The sequence below is a fragment of the Streptomyces sp. NPDC057445 genome (assembly GCF_042802855.1).
Taxonomy (GTDB): Bacteria; Actinomycetota; Actinomycetes; order Streptomycetales; family Streptomycetaceae; genus Streptomyces.
On record NZ_JBHVDH010000001.1, the window covers coordinates 802,607 to 820,392 of the forward strand.

A 17,786-nucleotide genomic window follows, 5' to 3' on the forward strand; every position below is an offset into this window, starting at 1 on the left:
CGTCTGCTGTTTTCGCGTACCCCCGTTTGCCGTGCTGCCGCTCGCGCGCGGGATCTGCCCGCAGGCGGCGGACTACCCCGGCGTCGCCGAGATCGTTGCGTAGTCGTACATACCGTATGCCTGTGACATGGTGATGTTCGAGGCTCCCGGACCCCGGTAGACCACCGATCTCACATACATGTACGGACACATCACCGCGCTGTCCATCGCGAGTCGGTCCACCTCCGCCCAGATGCGGGCTCTTTCCTCCGGGTCGGCCGTGGCGACGCCCTCGTCGAGCAGATGGTCGATCTTGGGATCGGCCAGCTCACCGAGGTTCTGGTTGCCCGACTCCTTGATGGCACGGGAGTCGGCGATCTGCTGGAGGAAGCCGAAACCGTCCGGGAAGTCGGCGGCCCAGCCGAACATCACGATGCCGATTCCGTGCTCCCTCAGATAGGCCGGGACACCGGCGCACTTCGTGAAGTAGTCGCCCGAGGTGAAGGCGACGACCTCCGCGTCGATTCCCACACGGGCCAGGCCGGCGGCGAGGGCCATGGCCGCGTTCCATTCCTTGCGCCGGTCCTCACGCGCCGCGATCCTGACGGGGAAGCCGTCCGGCATTCCCGCCAGGGCCAGTTCGCTGCGCGCCGCTTCCAGATCGCCGGTGCCGTCGGGACCGACCGGGTATCTGTCGTGCGGTTCATGGCCCGCCACCGTCGGTGGCAGCAGGGTCGTGGCGATGTCGCCGGCGGGTTCGCCGCCGTACGCGGCGCGCATGGCGGCCTTGTCGGTCGCGTACTGGACCGCCCTGCGGGCGTGGACGTCCGTCAGCGGACCGATGTTCTGGTTGATGCAGTAGAGCCAGACGAAGCCGGTGCGCGGATTGTCGACGTGCTCCTTCAGGGAGTCGTCGGCGAGAAGCCGTTCCTGGGTCTCCGGCTGCACCCCCACGCCCGCCAGATCGATGTCCGCCTCGCCGGCCAGCAGCATGCGGTCGACCTCCTGCCCGGTGACGCCGAGCCGGACGTGGATCTCGTCCGGTCTGCGTGTGCGCAGGGGGTCCGTGTCCCGGTTCCAGTGCGGGTTGTGCACCAGGAGGGCTTCGTGCCCGGGTATGTAGGAACTGATGCGGTACGGGCCGGACGACACGGGCCGTTCGTGGTAGCGGGGGTAGGCGTCCGCGTCCTCCGGGACGGGAATGGTCGTCGGGAGGGCGGCCAGGTGGTCGAACCCGGAGAACGGATTCCTCAGCCGGAAGACGATCGTCCGGTCGTCCGGGCACGCGATGCCGTCCTCTGCGCCGGTCAGGTACTGGCGCAGGTACTGGGGACCGCCCCGGGTGACCATGGCTCCGCCTTCGTACACCGCCTCGGGGAAGCTGGCCCGCAGCACGGCATGGCGTACGTCGCGCGAGGTGACCGGGCGGCCGGTCTCGAACGCCACTCCCCGGCGCAGGCGGTAGGTCCACTCCCGGCCGTCCTCGGAGGGGCTGCCGAGGTCCTCGGCGAGGTCGGGGACGAGTACGGGCCTGCCGTCGTCGTCCGGGCGGTAGCCCACCAGGGACCGCCCGATCAGCCGGATGAAGTTCCAGGTGTAGGCGTAGTACGTGTCCGCCGGATCGAGGGAGTCGAAGTCGTCCGTGCGGACGAACCTCAGCACTCCGCCCTCTGCCTCGGAAGGGCGCACCACTGCGCGTGATGCGTCGTCGAATCCCACGTGTCATCGCCTTTCGTGTGCCGGACAGCTCCGCAGGAGAACTGCGTGAGACCTGGGGTGGGTTGTGCCTTTCAGCCGATCGCCTTGAGGAACCTGGCCGCGATGGGTCCGGCGTCGGAACCGCCCGAGCCGCCGTCCTCCACCAGCACCGACCAGGCGAGGTTCTTCTCGCCCTGGTAGCCGATCATCCAGGCGTGGGTGCGCGGCGGGGTCGCGTTGCCGAACTCGGCCGTGCCCGTCTTCGCGTACGGCTCGCCCGGAACCTCCTTCAGTGCCCGGCCCGCGCCGTAGGTGACCGTGGCGCGCATCATCGTGCGCAGACCGGACACGACCGCCGGATCGAGCCGGGTCTTTGCCTCGTGTCTCTTCTTCACCGCTTGAGGCACGAGGACCGGCTGCCGGAATGCGCCCTCCTTGACCGTCGCCGCGATCGACGCCATCACCAGGGGGGAAGCCTGGACGCGGGCCTGTCCGATGGTGGCCGCGGCCTTGTCGTTGTCGCTCGTCGCGACCGGGACGCTGCCGTCGTACGTGCTGACGCCGACGTCCCACGTGCCACCGATACCGAAGGCCTGCGCCGCGTCGTGCAGCGACGAATCCTGAAGCCTGCTGCGGGCGTTGACGAAGAAGGTGTTGCAGGACTTGGCGAAGGAGTCCCTGAAGGTGGAGCCCGCAGGAAGGGTGAACTGGTTCTGGTTCTCGAACCGCTGCCCGTTGACATGGGCGAACTTGGGGCACTCCACGGTGTCGCCCGGGCCCATCCCCTCGCCGAGCAGCGCCGCGGCGGTGACGACCTTGAAGGTGGAGCCCGGCGGATAACGTCCTTCCAGGGCGCGGTTCATGCCCCCCGGCCTGTTGGCGGCGGCCAGGATGTGGCCGGTGGAGGGATCGACGGCCACGAGGGACGCGTTCTTGCCGACTCCGTCCAGCGCTTCCGCGGCTGCTTCCTGGATCTTCGGGTCGATGGTGGTCCTCACAGGCACGCCTTCGGCACCCTTGTCGTTGCTGAGCCGCTTCACGGCAAGGCCCGACTCACGGTCCACGATGGCGACGGACTTCGCACCGCCCGCGCCGCCCGTGAGCTGCTTGTCGTAGCGGGCCTCGAGTCCCGAGACGCCCTTCCCGCTCTTCGGGTCGACCGAGCCGACGATGGAGGGTGCTTGCAGCGCGTCTCCATTCACATCGAGTACCGCGGCACGTTCCCGTGATTGCAGGGCCAAAGTCTGACCGGGGACCATCTTCGGATGGATCAGCGGAGTGGTGAACTCCACCTGCCATTCACCCTGCTTCTTCACGAGTTTTGCGGTGGAATCCCAGGTGTAGTCACCGGCACCGGGAATCTTCATCGCAACTGTGAACGGAATGCGAACATCCCCTTCCGTCAGACGCTTCCCGCCCTTCGCCGTCGCTTCCGTTTTCGACGGTTTCAGGTTCGTCATGACGGACTTGATGAGGGACTCCGCATTCGCGGGAGTATCCGTGTACGAGCCGGCCTTCCCGGCGTCCCCCGCCTCCCAGGCCGCGAGGAACTTGTCGAGCTGCTGCCCGGCCGCCCTGACCTCGGGGTCATCGGCCTCACCGGCGATCAGGGCGCTGTATCCCCAGTAGCCGATCCCCGCCATGGCCGCAAGTGATGCCAGAGTGCCGACAGCAAGACGGCGGCGTGACCGCCGCCGGTCCCGCAAAAGAAAATCCTGGTAAGCGCCCTCGCGTGCCATGCGCGCATCCTATGGGCACAGTCTCTTCACACTCTCCTCTGCCGCGCGATTCCGGACATGCGCATTCCCCACGGCATTGTCACGGCCGTGCCCCATTGCGGTGGATCGGTCCGATCCAATTCGAGTCCGGCCCGACCGTCGGCCGAGTACCCGAACTGCACTCCCGCCGGCCCGACCGATCGATATCCGCCGGGAGGTTTGGCCGAAAGTGGAAGGCGTGACAAAGAACGGACTGTGTCAGTGTCATGTGCCGGGCTGAAATAACGTTGTCACCCTGGTTCAGATGTCCAGCTCCCACATCCGCCGGCTGCCCGCGGGGCGGAAGCCGAACTCCTCGTTGATCCTGCGCATATGGACGTTGCCCGACGAGTTCCAGGTGTCGATGGTGCGCAGCTGCGGCTCACTGGCACGGACGTGCCCGAGGTTGAGTGCTTTGACGAGCCGCCCGAGACCGTGTCCGCGGTGGTCCGGGTCGACCACCGTGACCGCCTGGAGCGCGTTGTCGGGGTTGGCGGTGGTCATCGACACCGCTGACCAGGCCACCAGCCGGCCCGTCCCCTGGTGGCTCACCCCGGTCTGGTGGGCACGCCTGCCGCGGGCGATCCGCATCCGCTCGAAGTCACGGATGCGGGAGATCGCGGCGGGCTGCGGCTCCCAGTCCAGGTCGCCGGTCGGGGCGTCCGCGGAAAGGGTGGCCTCCAGGCGGACGGCCTCGGCGACGAGATCCTCGGGCACGGTGCTGCCCCAGGTACGGGACGCGTACCCGTCAGGCAGGGGCGCGGTGGCGGGTGCGTCCGCGACGTTCAGCCGCAGATGGTCGAGAGTCATGACGGCCCGGGCACCGAGCGCCTCCACGAACGCGGCTCCGGGGACGGCCTCCCCGGCACCCGCTGCCGCGTCGGCGCACAACAGCAGCCGGCTCCGGCCGTCGAGTTTGCCCCGGGCGCCGGCGAACTCCATGACCGCGCGGCCGACCCCCCGGCGCCGCAGGCCCGGCCGTACGACGAGGACCGCGGCGGTCACCGAAGCGATGTTCTCCTCGGTGGGGAACTCCAGGCGCAGCGAAGCGACGGCGGCCCCGGCGCCCCCGTCCTCGGTGACCAGCCACTCCTCCACCCTGGTCGCGGGCGGCGGGACCCGCACCGAGCCGGCGAGGTCGGCGCGGCACGGCGCCGGAAGCCAGGGGGTGTCCTCGCGTGCCGCTTCCGTGCGCAGCGAGAACACCGCGTCGATGTGATCGCCGTGGTACGGGTCGAGTTCGGTGAAGACCGGGTTCACGCGTCTCCTTCTCCCATGTCTCCCCTGCCCGGGGCATCGGCGCGGTCTCCGACGAGACCGAGGGCCTGGATGTCGTAGAGGCCGAAGGCGGGGTGCACATACACATTGGTCAGGTCGGGGTGGCGGTAGTGCAGAGTGCGGTCGTGGGCCATGGGAAGGATCACGGCGTGGTCCGTCACGGCCTGCTCGACGCGCTGCCACAGGACCCTGCGCCGCTGCCCGTCGGGCTCCGAAGCCGCCTCGTCGATGAGCGTGTTCACCTGCGGATCGTCGAGTTCGGCGAAGTTGAAGTTGCCACCGCCGTGCTTGATCTGGCGGCCGTCGACGAGCGGGGCGAGAAAGCCGTACTCGGTGGGGTAGTCGGCGCCCCAGTCGGTGACCCCGAGGCCGAGCCCCAGTTCACGGACGGTGGCGGGGCTGCCGAGCCCCGAGCGGTAGTACGAGGCGGTGTCCAGGACCTTCACCTCGGCCTCGATGCCCACGCGGGCGAGGGAGGCGGCCAGGGTGCGGGCGACGAGCTCGAACTTGCCCGGCTGGGTGCCGATCGCCGTGCGGAAACCTCCGGGCAGTCCGGCAGCGGCCAGTTCGGCCCTCGCCGCGTCGAGGTCGCCCGACAGATCCGCCCCGGACGGGTAGCGGTCGCTGCCCGTGTGGGCGGGCAGGGTCGGCGGGATCAGGGAGGTGGCGAGTGCCCCGCCGACGCCGGCCCCGCCGCGGGCCTCGAGAAGGGCGGCCTTGTCGGCGGCGTGGAACACCGCACGTCTGGCGTGCACATCGCCGAACGGCGGTACCGCCTGCTGGACGGTGATGTACTGCAGGAAGCCGGTCGCCGGATTGTCCGCGCGTCCCCGCAGCCGCGGGTCGGCGAGGATGCGGTCACGGCCTGCGTGCTGAATGCCGCGCCCCTCCACATCGAGGTGGAACTCGCCCGCGAGCAGCCGGTCGTCGAGTTCGTTCACCTCGATCCCGAACGCGACCGTCAGCTCCGTGGGAAGTGCGGAGCGGACGGGGTCGGAGGCCGGGTCCCACCGCGGGTTGCGCACCAGATGGAGCGACCGGCCGGGCTCGTAGCTCCGGATCCGGTACGGCCCCGAGCACACCGGCGCGCTCCCGTACGCCTCGCGGTTGTCGCGCAGACGGGGAACGGGGGCGGTGTTGGGCTGCGCCATCAGGTGGTCGAAGTCCGCGAAGGGCCTTCTGAGCCGGAGGACGAGGGTGCGCTCGTCGGGGCATTCGACGGCCTTGAGGCCGTCGGCGCCGTCGCGGTAGGGCCCTCGGTAGCCGCCGTGGTCGAGCAGGTCGAGCAGGTAGGTGGGTCCGCCCGGCAACGTGTCCTGGGCGAAGACCCGTTCCATGGCGTACTTGATGTCGTACGCCGTGATCTCCTCACCCGTCTCGAAGCGTGCGCCGGAGCGGATGCGGTACGTCCAGGTCAGGCCGGACCGGGACACGGCCCCGGGCGCCTCGGCCAGATCGGGCACGACACCCGGGGCCGCGGGGTCGGTGCCGAACGCCATGAGGGTGCGGTGCATGGTGCGCTGGAGCAGCCAGGACCAGACGTAGTACGTGCGGGCGGGATCGAGCGAGTCGACGTCGGCGGAGGCGACCGTCCTGATGTGGCCGCCACGGCGGGTGGACGGGTTCGCGATCCGCCCGACGGCGGCGTTCCAGCCGGTCATCGACCGAGCTCCTTCACGTACAGGTACTGGGTCGACAGCACGCAGCCGCGGGAGACCTTGGCCGCGGTGCTGCCGATCCCGTAGTGGATGCGCGTGACACGGCGGGAGGGGGCGTGGTCGGCGGGGGTGTAGTAGAGGAGTTCGTAGTACAGCGGGAGGCCCAGCTCGCCCTGGCGCTCGTAGTCGAATCCCGCGCGATGGGCGAACCAGTGGCTTCCGTGGTGGAGGATCAGCCCGAAGCCGACGATCTCCCCGTCGGACACGGCCTTGCTGACGAGTGCGCGCGGGCCCAGGGTGCGCTGCGCGGCGGCGAACACAGCGGCGGAGCGCGCCGGATCCCAGCCGGTCATGCCGTACTTGGCGAACAGCTCGGTCTCCAGCTCGGCGAGCCGGGGTATCTCGTCCGCCACCAGGGGCTCGAGCGTGATCCGGACACCGGACGCCTCGATGCGCCTGCGCTCGGCCCGGACCCGGCGCGAGCGGCGGGACGGCAGCCCGAGCGCGTACTCGGGAAAGCCCCCCGCCGGGACGTCCAGGGAGGCGAACTCGCCGGAGGTGTGGGACAGATAGCCGCGGGCCCCGAGAACCCGGGCGACGCGCTCGTCGGCGGCGTCGAGGTAGGGGAAGCACACAGAGGCGGCTCCCATGTCCGCCGCAATGCGTTCGGCCCGGGCGACGACGCGGTCGGCGTCCTCGGCGGTGGCTCTCGCGGCGAGCAGCAGACGGGTACGGCCGAGGTGCCGGCCGCCGGCCATCAGCGACGGCATCAGGCGGTCCGCACCCTCGAAGGCGGCGAGGAGCGCGGCGGCGCCGTCCATGTTCTCGGCGGCGCAGTGCCGCATCAGCAGATCGGTACGCCCGAGCGACCAGGGGGCGGTGCGGTCGGCGAACACGAGCGGCAGCCCCGCCACGGGTCCGTGGCCGGAGCCGGGTCGTGAGGCCGTGAGATAGCGCATCGGGGCACCCGCGGTGTCGTGCAGGACCCGCATCCACTCGGGCGTGAGGAAGAAGTCCTCGTCGCCGGCCAGCCGTGCCCAGCCCGCCTGTTCGGCCTCCGCCGGGTCCTGCCATTCGTCGACGGCGGCACCGGTGGTCGTCGCCCCGGCGGACGTCGTCGTGGCGGAGCCGGCCGCGGTGGAGACCGCCGTGGCGGGGTCGTCCGTGGCGGAGTCGTCTGTGGCAGGCGCGTCTGTGGCGGACATCGCCGCCCGTGGGTTCGCTGTTCCGGACACCGCAGGAGTGTCACCCGCGGCTGTCTCCGGCCTCTCTTCGCACGCTCCCCGATACCGGCGGAAGAGAGCCCGGAGAGTGGCGCCGGTCACGGTTTCCGGGACCCGTTCACCGCCGAACGACCTGGAGACCCATGTCCCGCGTATCGACCGGACCCAGCACGGAACCGACGGCCGCCCACGCACTCCTCACCCGGCTGCACGAGCACGGCGTGGACAAGGTGTTCGGGGTCGTCGGCCGTGAAGCCGCATCGATCCTCTTCGACGAGGTCGAGGGCATCGACTTCATCCTCACCCGGCACGAGTTCACCGCCGGCGTGGCAGCCGACGTCCTCGCCCGGATCACCGGCCGGCCACAGGCGTGCTGGGCGACCCTCGGCCCCGGCATGACCAACCTGTCCACCGGCATCGCCACCTCGATGCTGGACCGCTCGCCGGTCATCGCGCTCGCCGCCCAGTCCGAGTCGCACGACATCTTCCCCAACGACACCCACCAGTGCCTGGACTCGGTGGCGGTCATCAAGCCGATGGCCAAGTACGCCGTCGAGCTCCAGCGCCCGCACGAGATCACCGACCTGGTGGACTCCGCGGTCTCGGCCGCCATGACCGAGCCGGTCGGGCCCTCCTTCATCTCGCTGCCCGTCGATCTCCTCGGCTCGTCGGAAGGCATCGACACGACTGTCGCGAACCCACCGGTGAACACCCCGGTGAGGCCGACGGGCGCGGTCGCCCACGGCTGGCAGAGCGCCGCCGACGAGGCCGCCGCGCTGCTCCGGTCCGCCGAGCACCCCGTGCTGGTCGTCGGCGCCGCCGCCATCCGCGCCGGGGCCGTGCCCGCGATCCGCGCCCTCGCGGAGCGCCTGAACATCCCTGTCATCACCACGTACATCGCCAAGGGCGTGCTGCCCGTCGGACACGAGCTCAACTACGGTGCCGTGACCGGCTACATGGACGGGATTCTCGGCTTCCCGGCCCTGGAGACCCTGTTCGGCCCGGCCGACGTCATCCTCACCGTCGGCTACGACTACGCCGAGGATCTGCGTCCCTCGATGTGGCAGCGCGGCGCCGAGAAGAAGACCGTACGCGTCTCGCCGACCCCGAACCCGATCCCCCGGGTCTACCGTCCGACCGTCGACGTCGTCACCGACGTCCTGGCCTTCGTCGAGCACATCGACGGCGCGACCGCAGAACTCGCGGCGAAGGTCCGGCACGACATCGCACCGCTGCGCGAGCGCATCGCCGAGTTCCTCGCCGATCCGGAGGTCCACGCGGACGGCATGCGGGTCCACCAGGTCATGGACTCCATGAACACCGTCATGGCCGAGACCGCGCGGCCCGGCGAGGGCACGATCGTCTCCGACATCGGCTTCTTCCGGCACTACGGCGTGCTGTTCGCCCGCGCCGACCAGCCCTTCGGATTCCTCACCTCGGCAGGCTGCTCCAGCTTCGGCTACGGCATCCCCGCGGCCATCGGAGCCCAGCTGGCCCGCCCCGGCCAGCCCACGTTCCTCATCGCGGGCGACGGCGGTTTCCACTCCAACAGCGCCGACCTGGAAACCATCGCCCGGCTCGGGCTGCCGATCATCACCGTCGTCGTCAACAACGACACCAACGGGCTGATCGAGCTCTACCAGAACCTCGGCCACCACCGCAGTCATGACCCGGCCGTGAAGTTCACCGGGGTCGACTTCGTCGCCCTCGCCCACGCGAACGGTGTCGAGGCCGCCCGTGCGACCTCTCGCGACGAACTGGTCGCGGCGCTGCGCAAGGGCGTCGAACTGGGCCGTCCGTTCCTCGTCGAGGTGCCGGTCAGCTACGACTTCCGGCCCGGCGGCTTCGGGGCGCTGAGCATCTGACATGGACGAGCAGGCCTTTCCTGCCGCCTTCGGTTTCCTGGCCTCCGCCCGTCTGGGCGAAGGCCGGATACCGGGTGCGGCCTTCGCGACCAGAGGCACCTGTACCAGGCGCCGGGAGCGGCTGCGTACGCAGACCCTCACGGCATCCCTGGTGCACGCCCCCGACCTCACTCCCGAACCGGCACTGGCGCGCGAGGCGGACACCGCCGTACTGATCGCCGGTGAGATCTACAACCGGGACGAACTGCGAACCGTACTGCCCACCGAGGCCGGCGCGGCGGCCTCGGCCGGCCAGGGCGACGCAGAGCTGGTCCTGGCCCTGTTCCACCGCTACGGCCACCACGCCTTCCGCCTCGTCAACGGCCGCTTCGCCGCGGTCGTGGCGGAGGGACGGCGCGTACTCCTCGCCACCGACCACGCCGGCTCCGTGCCCCTGTATCTACGCCCGGGGCGCGGCGAGGTCGTGGCGGCGACCGAGGTGAAGACCCTGGCCCGGTACGCGAGTCCGCAGGGCCCCCCGATCGCCGGTGCGCGCCGCGTCCGCCGGATGCCCGGGCTGTACCAGGTACCGGCCGGTGCGGTGATGGTCATGGACCTCAAGACCGGCACCACGGAGACCCATCCGACCTGGGCCCCGCCGCTTTCGCGCCGTATCGTCGGGGAGAGTGAGGCCGTCGAGGCCGTACGCACGGCACTCGACGCGTCCGTACGGGCCAGACTCGCGCCCGGAACGACTCCGCTGGTGGTGCTCTCCGGGGGCATCGACTCCTCAGGGGTCGCCGCGCTCGCCAGGCACGCGGCGGGGAGTCTGGAGACGGTGTCCATGGGCACCGACACCAGGAACGAGTTCCCCCAGGCCAGGCTGGTCGCCGACCATCTGGGCTCCGAACACGGGGAGTTCACCCTCCGTACCCCGGATCTGCTCACGCAGCTCCCCCACACGGTGTGGGCATCGGAGTCGCACGACCCGGACATCATCGAGTACCTCCTTCCGCTGACCGCCCTCTACCGGGCGCTCGACGGACCGGGGCGCAGGATCCTCACCGGATACGGGGCCGACATCCCGCTCGCGGGGATGCACCGCGAGGACCGGCTGCCCGACCTGGACTCGGCCGTGGCGCACGACATGGCCACCTTCGACGGGCTCAACGAGATGTCGCCGGTGCTCTCGGCCGTGTGCGGCCATTGGTCGACCCACCCGTACTGGGACCGGGACGTCCTGGACCTGCTGGTCTGTCTGGAGGCCGGGCTCAAGCGCCGCTACGGACGGGACAAATGGGTCCTGCGGGCCGCCATGGAGGGACTGCTTCCGGAAGAGACGGTCAACCGGCCGAAGCTCGGTGTGCACGAAGGGTCCGGCACGACGTCCTCGTTCTCACTGCTGCTCGCCGATCACGGCATCCCGGACGAGAGCATCCACAGCGCGAAGCGGCTGGTGGTCGAGGAACTGTTCGACCGCACCGTCGTGGAAGGCGACCATCCGGACCACGTGAGCACGGGCTCGGTGGTGGAGTCCGTGGCGGCACGGCTGAAGCGCGGTGCCGCATGACGCCGGACAGCGGCCCGCCGGGCCGCGCCGGGTTCACGGGCGCCGGCGGTGTCACGGGTGCCGGCGGTGTCACGGATGCCACGGACACCAGGAAGGTCACGGGCTTCGCGGGCAAGCGGCTCGCGCTCGTGGAATCGATGCTGCACTCCGCGTTCTACGACGGCATCCACGCGGCCCGCGATCTCGGCTGCGAGATCTGGCTGCTGGTCCAGGGCGTCGAGTGGTACACAGACGGCAAACCGTTCGACGACCATCCCCTCGCCCGCGTCGACAAGGTGATCCACACCGATACGCACGACCCCGGCGCCATCATCGACGCCGTCACCGACACCGACGGACGTCCGCAGGTGGACGGCATCCTGTCGTTCTCGGACTACCACACCGAGGCCACGGCCGTCGTGGCGGAAAGCCTGGGTCTCCCCTCGCAGGGCCTGGAAGCGGTCACCGCCGCGAACCACAAACACGTGCTGCGCGGTCTGCTCGGCGACGATCCCGCCAACGTCCCGCACTTCCTGGTCACATCGCCCGACGAAGTGCGGGAGGCCATCCGCCGGGTGGGACTGCCGCTGATCGCCAAGCCCCCGTCGGAGGCGATCTCCTACGGCGTACGCAAATGCCACGACGAGTCAGAGGCGACCGCCGCCTACGAGGAACTGTCCTCCTTCAAAAGGTCGTTGCGCGGCCAGCCTCGGCCCGGACACGTACTTTTCGAGCAGTACGTGCCCGGGACCGAGATCTCCGTCGAGTCGATGACCGCCGGCGGCGTCACGCACTTCTACGGCGCCACCTCCAAGGACCTGCACCGCACGACGATGCTCGAGGAGGCCCACAGCTTCCCGGTGCAGCTCCCGCCCGGAACGTGGGAGCAGGTCACGGCCGCCGTGGACCGCACGCTCCGGGCCATCGGCTACCGGCAGGGCCCTGCCCACACCGAGGTGAAGCTCACCGGCGACGGCCCGAAGATCATCGAGGTCAACACCCGGCTCCCGGCGCACATGATCTCCACGATGGTCGCGGACGTGTGCGGCGCCAATCCTCATCTGGTCGCCAAACTCCTCGCGCTGGGCGGAGATCCGTCTCCGGGGCTCGTGGGCGAGGGCGTGACACCCGCGGCGGCGGTCGTCGTGCTCTTCCCCGACCGGCCGGGCGTGCTGACCGCGGTACGCGGCATCGACCGGGCCGAGGAGAACGAAGGCGTCGTCGTCACCCTCCACGCCGACCCGGGCGCCACGGTGGCCTCGCGCCTCGACAACTCGGCCTCCGTCGGCTTCGTGTACGCCCACGCGGAGACCGCCGGAGCGGCGCTCGCAAAGGCGCGGCACGCCGCTTCCCTCATCACCGTCGAGACCCACGAGGAGGACTGAGCCCGTGGAACGCGTCGACTCGCATGTCTCACCCCGCTACGCGCAGATCCCCACGTTCATGCGCCTCCCGCACGATCCCGAACCACGCGGCTACGACGTGGTGGTGATCGGCGCTCCCTACGACGGCGGCACCAGCTACCGGCCCGGCGCGCGGTTCGGCCCGCGCGCCATCCGGAACGAGTCAGGGCTCATCCACGGCGTCGGCATCGACCGCGGGCCCGGCACCTTCGACCTGATCAGATGCGCGGACGCCGGGGACATCGATCTGACCCCGTTCAACATGCACATCGCCATGGAGACCGCGGGCACCCATCTCACCCGGCTGCTCGGGGACAACGCCGCCTTTCTGATGCTGGGCGGCGACCACTCCCTCACCCTGGCCGGGCTGCGGGCGGTCGCCGAGCAGCACGGGCCCGTCGCCGTGGTCCACCTCGACGCCCACTCGGACACCAATCCCGCCTTCTACGGCGGCGAGTTCCATCACGGCACACCGTTCCGGCACGGTATCGACGAGAAACTCGTCGACCCGGCCGCGATGGTCCAGATCGGCATACGCGGCCACAACCCCAAGCCGGACTCGCTCGACTACGCACGCGGGCACGGGGTCCGGATCGTCACCGCGGACGAGTTCGCCGACCTCGGCCCGGCGGGCGCCGCCGGCCTTGTCCGCGAGCGGGTCGGCAGGCGTCCCGTGTATGTCTCCGTGGACGTCGACGTCGTCGACCCCGCCTTCGCCCCCGGTACCGGCACACCCGCCCCGGGCGGGCTGTCGTCCCGTGAACTGCTCGCGCTGCTGCGCTGCATCGGCGACCTCAACCCCGTCGGCTTCGACGTCATGGAGGTCTCTCCCCCGTACGACCACGCCGGGATCACCTCGGTCCTGGCCACCGAGATCGGCGCGGAACTGCTCTACCAGTACGCCCGCGCACACCGCCCCGGAAGTGAAGGAGACCACCAGCAATGACCAGTCCGGTCATCGACTGCACCCAGCACCAGGACCGGCTGCGGGCGCTCGCCGCGCAGCTCCCGAAGGTTCCGCGCAGCGACCTGTACGGCTTCCTGGAGGCCGCGAAGGGGCTCTCCGAGCAGCTGCCCGACGAACTGGTTTCCGCCCTGGACGAGTTCAACGCCCACGGCAACGAGGACGGTTATCTTCTGCTGCGCGCCCTGCCCGTCGAGGCGGACGAGGAACTGCCCGCCACGCCGAGCAGCACCCCGGCCCCGGAGGACCGCCCGCTGCTGACCATGGAGGCGATGCTCGCGCTGGCCGGCCGCAGGCTCGGGCTCCACACGGGATACCGGGAGCTCCGCTCCGGGACGGTCTACCACGACGTGTATCCGTCGCCCGGAGCGCACTACCTGTCGTCGGAGACCTCCGAGACACTGCTGGAGTTCCACACGGAGATGGCCTACCACGTCCTTCAGCCCAACTATGTGATGCTCGCCTGCTCCCGTGCCGACCACGAGCGCAAGGCGGAGACGCTGGTCGGCTCCGTCCGCAAGGCGCTGCGGCTGCTGACGGACGACGTCAAGGCGCGTCTCTTCGACCGCAAGCTGCCGTGCTGCGTCGATGTCGCCTTCCGCGGCGGAGTCGACGACCCCGGCGCCGTAGCCAACGTCAAGCCGCTGTACGGCGAGGCGAAGGACCCGCTGCTCGGGTACGACCGTGAGCTTCTCTCGCCCACGGACGCCGAGGACAAGGAGGCGGTCGCCGCGTTGTCCAAGGCTCTGGACGAGGTGACCGAGTCGGTCCGGCTCACCCCCGGTGACCTGCTCATCATCGACAACTTCCGCACCACTCACGCCCGCACGCCCTTCACCCCCCGCTGGGACGGCAAGGACCGCTGGCTGCACCGCGTCTACATCCGCACCGACCGCAATGGACAGCTGTCGGGCGGTGAGCGGGCCGGGGACGTCGTGACGTTCAGCCCGCGCCGGTAGGGCCGCTCCGGCGGGCGGCTCCGGCGGCGTTGCTCCGGCGGCGTTGCTCCGGGGACGGCGCAGCGGTATGGGCACGGGACCACGGTGCGGGCACGGGACCGACGCGCCGGATCGCGCCGCAGGCGGGGAGCTCGCTGGTCCCCGCCTGCGTAGCACGTGAGGCCGGGGGCGGTCGGGTGGGGACGGTCGGGTGGGCGGTCGGGTGGGCGGTCGGGGGGACGGGTTCGTCAAAGGCCGTGCCGACGTGCACCGAGGACCCGTTCCGCCACGGCGGCCTCCATCCGGGCCGAGAACGGCCCTTCCGCGCCCGCCCCCCGGGCCCGAAAGCCCGCCACAGCACGGTCGGTGTCCTCTCCGACCAGGTCGGCGTTGATCGCGGCAGCGGCGGTGACACCAGCCGCCGCCGCCTGGATCGCCCCGGCGTAGAGGTCGGTGGCATTGCCCGCGACCCACACCCCCGGGACCTCCGTGGCACCTGCCGGACCCGCCGGCACGTAACTGCCGAAGGACTCCGTCCCGTTGCTGAGTTCGGCCGTATCGAGACCGAGGGAGGCCAGCACCTCGCCGCGGGCGACGAATCGCGGCGCGACTGCGACGGCCTCGCACCCCACCACCCGGCCGGAGCGCAACCGCAGGCCGGTGAGGCGGTCGTCGGTCACCTCCACCCCGGCCACCTCGCCGTCGACCACGACGACACCGCGGGCGGCGAGCCGCTCCCGCTGCTCCTCGGTCGGATCGGGCGCGGTATGCAGGAACAGCGTCACGTCCTCACTCCACTGCCGGAACAGCAACGCCTGTTCCACCCCGTGCGGCCCGGTGGCCAGAACGCCGATCGTCCGGTCACGGACCTCCCAGCCGTGGCAGTACGGACAGTGCAGCACGTCCCGTCCCCACCGCTGCGCCAGACCCGGCACATCCGGCAGCTCGTCCACCAGGCCACTGGTCACCAGCAGCCTGCGGGCCCGTACCCGGGTACCGTCGGCAAGGGCCACCGTGAAGCCGGCGCGACCCTCCTCCTGGCCCTCCGGGCGCTGCTCCAAGGGGCGAGCCGAGACGACGCGGCCGGCGACGACCGTGCCGCCGTATCCCGTCACCTCGGCCCTGCCGTCCGCCAGCAGCTCGGCCGGGGAAGTCCCTTCGCGGCCCGGATAGTTGTGCACACCCTCGGCCGGCGCGTTGCGCGGTTCTCCGGCGTCGACCACCAGCACCGAACGCCGCGCTCGCGCCAGCGCCAGTCCTCCGCCGAGCCCCGCGGCACCACCTCCGACGACGACAACGTCGTAGCGGTCCACCCCGTCCGCCGAGCCGGCGGCCGGGATCCCATCATTCTGCACGGTCATGTCTCCTACCTCCGTTCACCGGAGATGCTCGGCCCGTGCACAGTCGGCCGACAAACTTCGTTGCCGTAACGGCAAGCGGGAGGACCCGATGCCGCCTCGGGGATGCCCCGCGTGACGGGCCTCACCGGCCGACGGCCCTGCCCACTGCCGGAGCGAGCAGTTCCAGGGCGTGCTCCCACCGGAAGTCCTCCTCCGTGCCGAACAGCACGCCCATCGCACGCAGCCGCTCCACGCTCTCCCGGTATGCGGGATGCAGAGACAGCGCCGCGTTCACGCTCGGCAGGACAGCGGTGGGCACACCGGCTCCGTACGCCTCGCACAGCGTGGCCACGGCCAGGGTGTCGGCGATCCCTGCCGCCCACTTGTTGATGGTGTTGAACGTCGCCGGGGCCACCACCATCGCGTCCGCGGGCGGGAACGGGCTCGTCACGTCCGGGCGGCGCCAGGCCGACCGGATCGGGCGCCCCGTCAGGGACGTCAGGGCGTCGGCGTCGACGAAGCCGAGGCCCTGCGGCGTGGCGATGACGCCTACGTCCCACCGCTGTTCCTGCGCCGCAGTGATCAACTTGCCTACGTCGCCCGCGTTCCCGGCCGCGCACACGACGACGTAGAGAAACGGCTTCTTGGGCTGATCGGTCACGCGGGTTCTCCTGTTCGAGCGCTACTCGCGACCGCTTTGGACTGCTTGAGATCGCCTGGGGTCACTTGAGACTGATTCGGAATCGGTTCTGAGACGTCTGAATACCTCGTGGTGCGCGGGCAGGGTACGGCTACCGGCCATTGAGGCCCCCCGGCGGGGAGTAGCATCCCTGGCTTCGGGGTCCGGCGAGGATCGCGTGGGGACTGAGCACAGGAGGAACCACATGACATCCCCTTCCGACCCGGGCGTGCTCGCACGGCTGGCCGAACTGGGCGACGGCATACCGGAGGACCGGAGCGGGGCACTCTGGCGCCTCGCGGCGGACGGGCGCCAGCTCGACGCCAATGTCGTTCGGCTGCCGCCGGACACATGTGTCGCCGAACATGTCGAACCTGATCTGGATGTGCTGCTCTATGTCACCGGAGGCGGCGGACTCCTCCACGTCGACGGCGTACCGCAGGACCTCGCCGCCGGGTCGGTGGTGTGGCTGCCGCGCGGCAGCCGCCGGACCCTGCACGCCGGGTCCGAGGGACTGGTGCAGCTGAGCGTCCACCGGAGGCGCCCCGGCCTGGCCATCCGGAACGTCAGCGTGACGGACGTGGCGGGCATGGCAGGTGTGACGGTGGAGGGCGTGACGGGTGTGACGGTGGAGGGCGGTGAGCCCGCCTGTCTGCTGGACCGGGTCTGCGTGGAGTGCGGCCGTCTCTCGACGGAATCGGACGCGCGCTACTGCGGCCGCTGCGGGGAGCGTCTTCCGGACGTCGGCTGAACCGGCGCCCGGAAGGGGACGAGCTGTCCCGGGTGGGGGATCGCCCTCTGCCGGCTGGAGGGCGACCGCGACAACCCGCCCCCGGCCCGACCGGCGGATCGCGCCGGCGTCGGCGCCGGAGATGTGTGCTCGTGCGCGTACGCACGCGTCGATCCGACAACGTTGTCTCGGGTGGGCTGCTACGACCGTACAAGAGTTCTCCGCTTCTGCGGACTGCCTTCGTCCCTTCAGCGTCGGCTTTTCGTCACACGAGCGCGGCCCAGACGAGGAGCACGAAAGAGGCGATGATGAGCACCGTGCGCGCGGCATGGAACCGGTTCCACTTGGCCTCGAAGGCCTCGCGGACCTCGGGGTCGGGGGCTCCCTCGGAGGATGCCAGCGCGCTGTTCAGCGGGATGTTCCCGGCGACCGTGATCAGATGATTGAGCGCGGCGCACACCAACCCGGCGAGGACGAGACACATCTGGGTGTCCGAACGGCCCTCGACCGGCACGGCGAGCGCCGCCGCGGGGAACACAATGATGGCCAGAAAGACCACCAGGAACACAGCACGCGGCACCTCCTCATTGATACGCCGCATGGCCGCGACGAACTGTTCGTCGGAGAGCTCGGCCAGCGCCGGCATGATCCCGGTCTGGAAGATCAGCATGAAACCCGCGTACAGGCCGGTGGAGATCACGGCGAGTGCGAGCAGCAGGGTGGCCGCCATGCTGGACATCATGACG

General features: G+C 70.5%; 14 protein-coding genes. 6 read left to right on the forward strand and 8 right to left on the reverse strand.

Annotation, left to right across the window (positions count from 1 at the left end):
* Window positions 1-72: 72 nt before the first annotated feature.
* From ACFU5O_RS03560 to ACFU5O_RS03580, 5 genes are all read right to left on the reverse strand, one after another.
* Window positions 73-1,698, reverse strand: coding sequence for an ABC transporter substrate-binding protein (locus ACFU5O_RS03560; protein WP_384235785.1), 1,626 nt, complete (start codon window positions 1,696-1,698; stop codon window positions 73-75).
* A gap of 71 nt (window positions 1,699-1,769) precedes the next feature.
* Window positions 1,770-3,320 carry a penicillin-binding transpeptidase domain-containing protein gene (locus ACFU5O_RS03565; RefSeq protein WP_384235788.1) on the reverse strand — a complete coding sequence of 517 codons (1,551 nt, stop codon included), beginning with the start codon at window positions 3,318-3,320 and terminating at the stop codon, window positions 1,770-1,772.
* A gap of 375 nt (window positions 3,321-3,695) precedes the next feature.
* Entirely contained in the window at window positions 3,696-4,694 is a 999-nt protein-coding gene (locus ACFU5O_RS03570) for a hypothetical protein (RefSeq protein ID WP_384235790.1), read from the reverse strand.
* Window positions 4,691-6,373, reverse strand: a complete 1,683-nt coding sequence (locus ACFU5O_RS03575) for an ABC transporter substrate-binding protein (RefSeq protein WP_384235792.1) — start codon at window positions 6,371-6,373, stop codon at window positions 4,691-4,693. The genes ACFU5O_RS03570 and ACFU5O_RS03575 overlap by 4 nt, the downstream gene beginning before the upstream one ends.
* Window positions 6,370-7,575: a GNAT family N-acetyltransferase gene (locus tag ACFU5O_RS03580; protein ID WP_384235794.1), complete on the reverse strand. Its 1,206-nt coding sequence runs from the start codon at window positions 7,573-7,575 to the stop codon at window positions 6,370-6,372. Before ACFU5O_RS03580 ends, ACFU5O_RS03575 begins: the two co-directional genes overlap by 4 nt.
* A gap of 161 nt (window positions 7,576-7,736) precedes the next feature.
* Here ACFU5O_RS03580 and ACFU5O_RS03585 point away from each other — a divergent pair, with 161 nt between their 5' ends.
* The 5 genes from ACFU5O_RS03585 to cs1 are packed head-to-tail and all read left to right on the forward strand — an operon-like array spanning window position 7,737 to window position 14,312.
* Window positions 7,737-9,458: a thiamine pyrophosphate-binding protein gene (locus tag ACFU5O_RS03585; protein WP_384235797.1), complete on the forward strand. Its 1,722-nt coding sequence runs from the start codon at window positions 7,737-7,739 to the stop codon at window positions 9,456-9,458.
* Window position 9,459: 1 nt separating this feature from the next.
* Window positions 9,460-11,007, forward strand: coding sequence for an asparagine synthase-related protein (locus ACFU5O_RS03590; RefSeq protein WP_384235800.1), 1,548 nt, complete (start codon window positions 9,460-9,462; stop codon window positions 11,005-11,007).
* Window positions 11,004-12,371, forward strand: coding sequence for an ATP-grasp domain-containing protein (locus ACFU5O_RS03595; RefSeq protein WP_384235802.1), 1,368 nt, complete (start codon window positions 11,004-11,006; stop codon window positions 12,369-12,371). Before ACFU5O_RS03590 ends, ACFU5O_RS03595 begins: the two co-directional genes overlap by 4 nt.
* Window positions 12,372-12,375: 4 nt before the next feature.
* Window positions 12,376-13,335, forward strand: a complete 960-nt coding sequence (gene speB, locus ACFU5O_RS03600; protein ID WP_384235805.1) for an agmatinase — start codon at window positions 12,376-12,378, stop codon at window positions 13,333-13,335.
* Entirely contained in the window at window positions 13,332-14,312 is a 981-nt protein-coding gene (gene cs1, locus ACFU5O_RS03605; RefSeq protein ID WP_384235807.1) for a clavaminate synthase Cs1, read from the forward strand. The genes speB and cs1 overlap by 4 nt, the downstream gene beginning before the upstream one ends.
* A gap of 227 nt (window positions 14,313-14,539) precedes the next feature.
* On the opposite strand, the gene ACFU5O_RS03610 is transcribed toward cs1, so the two are convergent.
* Window positions 14,540-15,652, reverse strand: coding sequence for an NAD(P)/FAD-dependent oxidoreductase (locus tag ACFU5O_RS03610; protein ID WP_384235810.1), 1,113 nt, complete (start codon window positions 15,650-15,652; stop codon window positions 14,540-14,542).
* 121 nt (window positions 15,653-15,773) lie between these two features.
* Window positions 15,774-16,292, reverse strand: coding sequence for a flavoprotein (locus ACFU5O_RS03615; RefSeq protein WP_384235811.1), 519 nt, complete (start codon window positions 16,290-16,292; stop codon window positions 15,774-15,776).
* 223 nt (window positions 16,293-16,515) lie between these two features.
* On the opposite strand from ACFU5O_RS03615, the gene ACFU5O_RS03620 reads away from it, so the two are divergent.
* Window positions 16,516-17,061, forward strand: a complete 546-nt coding sequence (locus ACFU5O_RS03620; protein WP_384235813.1) for a cupin domain-containing protein — start codon at window positions 16,516-16,518, stop codon at window positions 17,059-17,061.
* A 244-nt stretch (window positions 17,062-17,305) separates the two neighbouring features.
* On the opposite strand, the gene ACFU5O_RS03625 is transcribed toward ACFU5O_RS03620, so the two are convergent.
* The gene (locus ACFU5O_RS03625; RefSeq protein ID WP_384235814.1) at window positions 17,306-17,770 is read right to left on the reverse strand and encodes a DUF1772 domain-containing protein; all 465 of its coding nucleotides are present in this window, start codon (window positions 17,768-17,770) and stop codon (window positions 17,306-17,308) included.
* Window positions 17,771-17,786 lie beyond the last annotated feature (16 nt).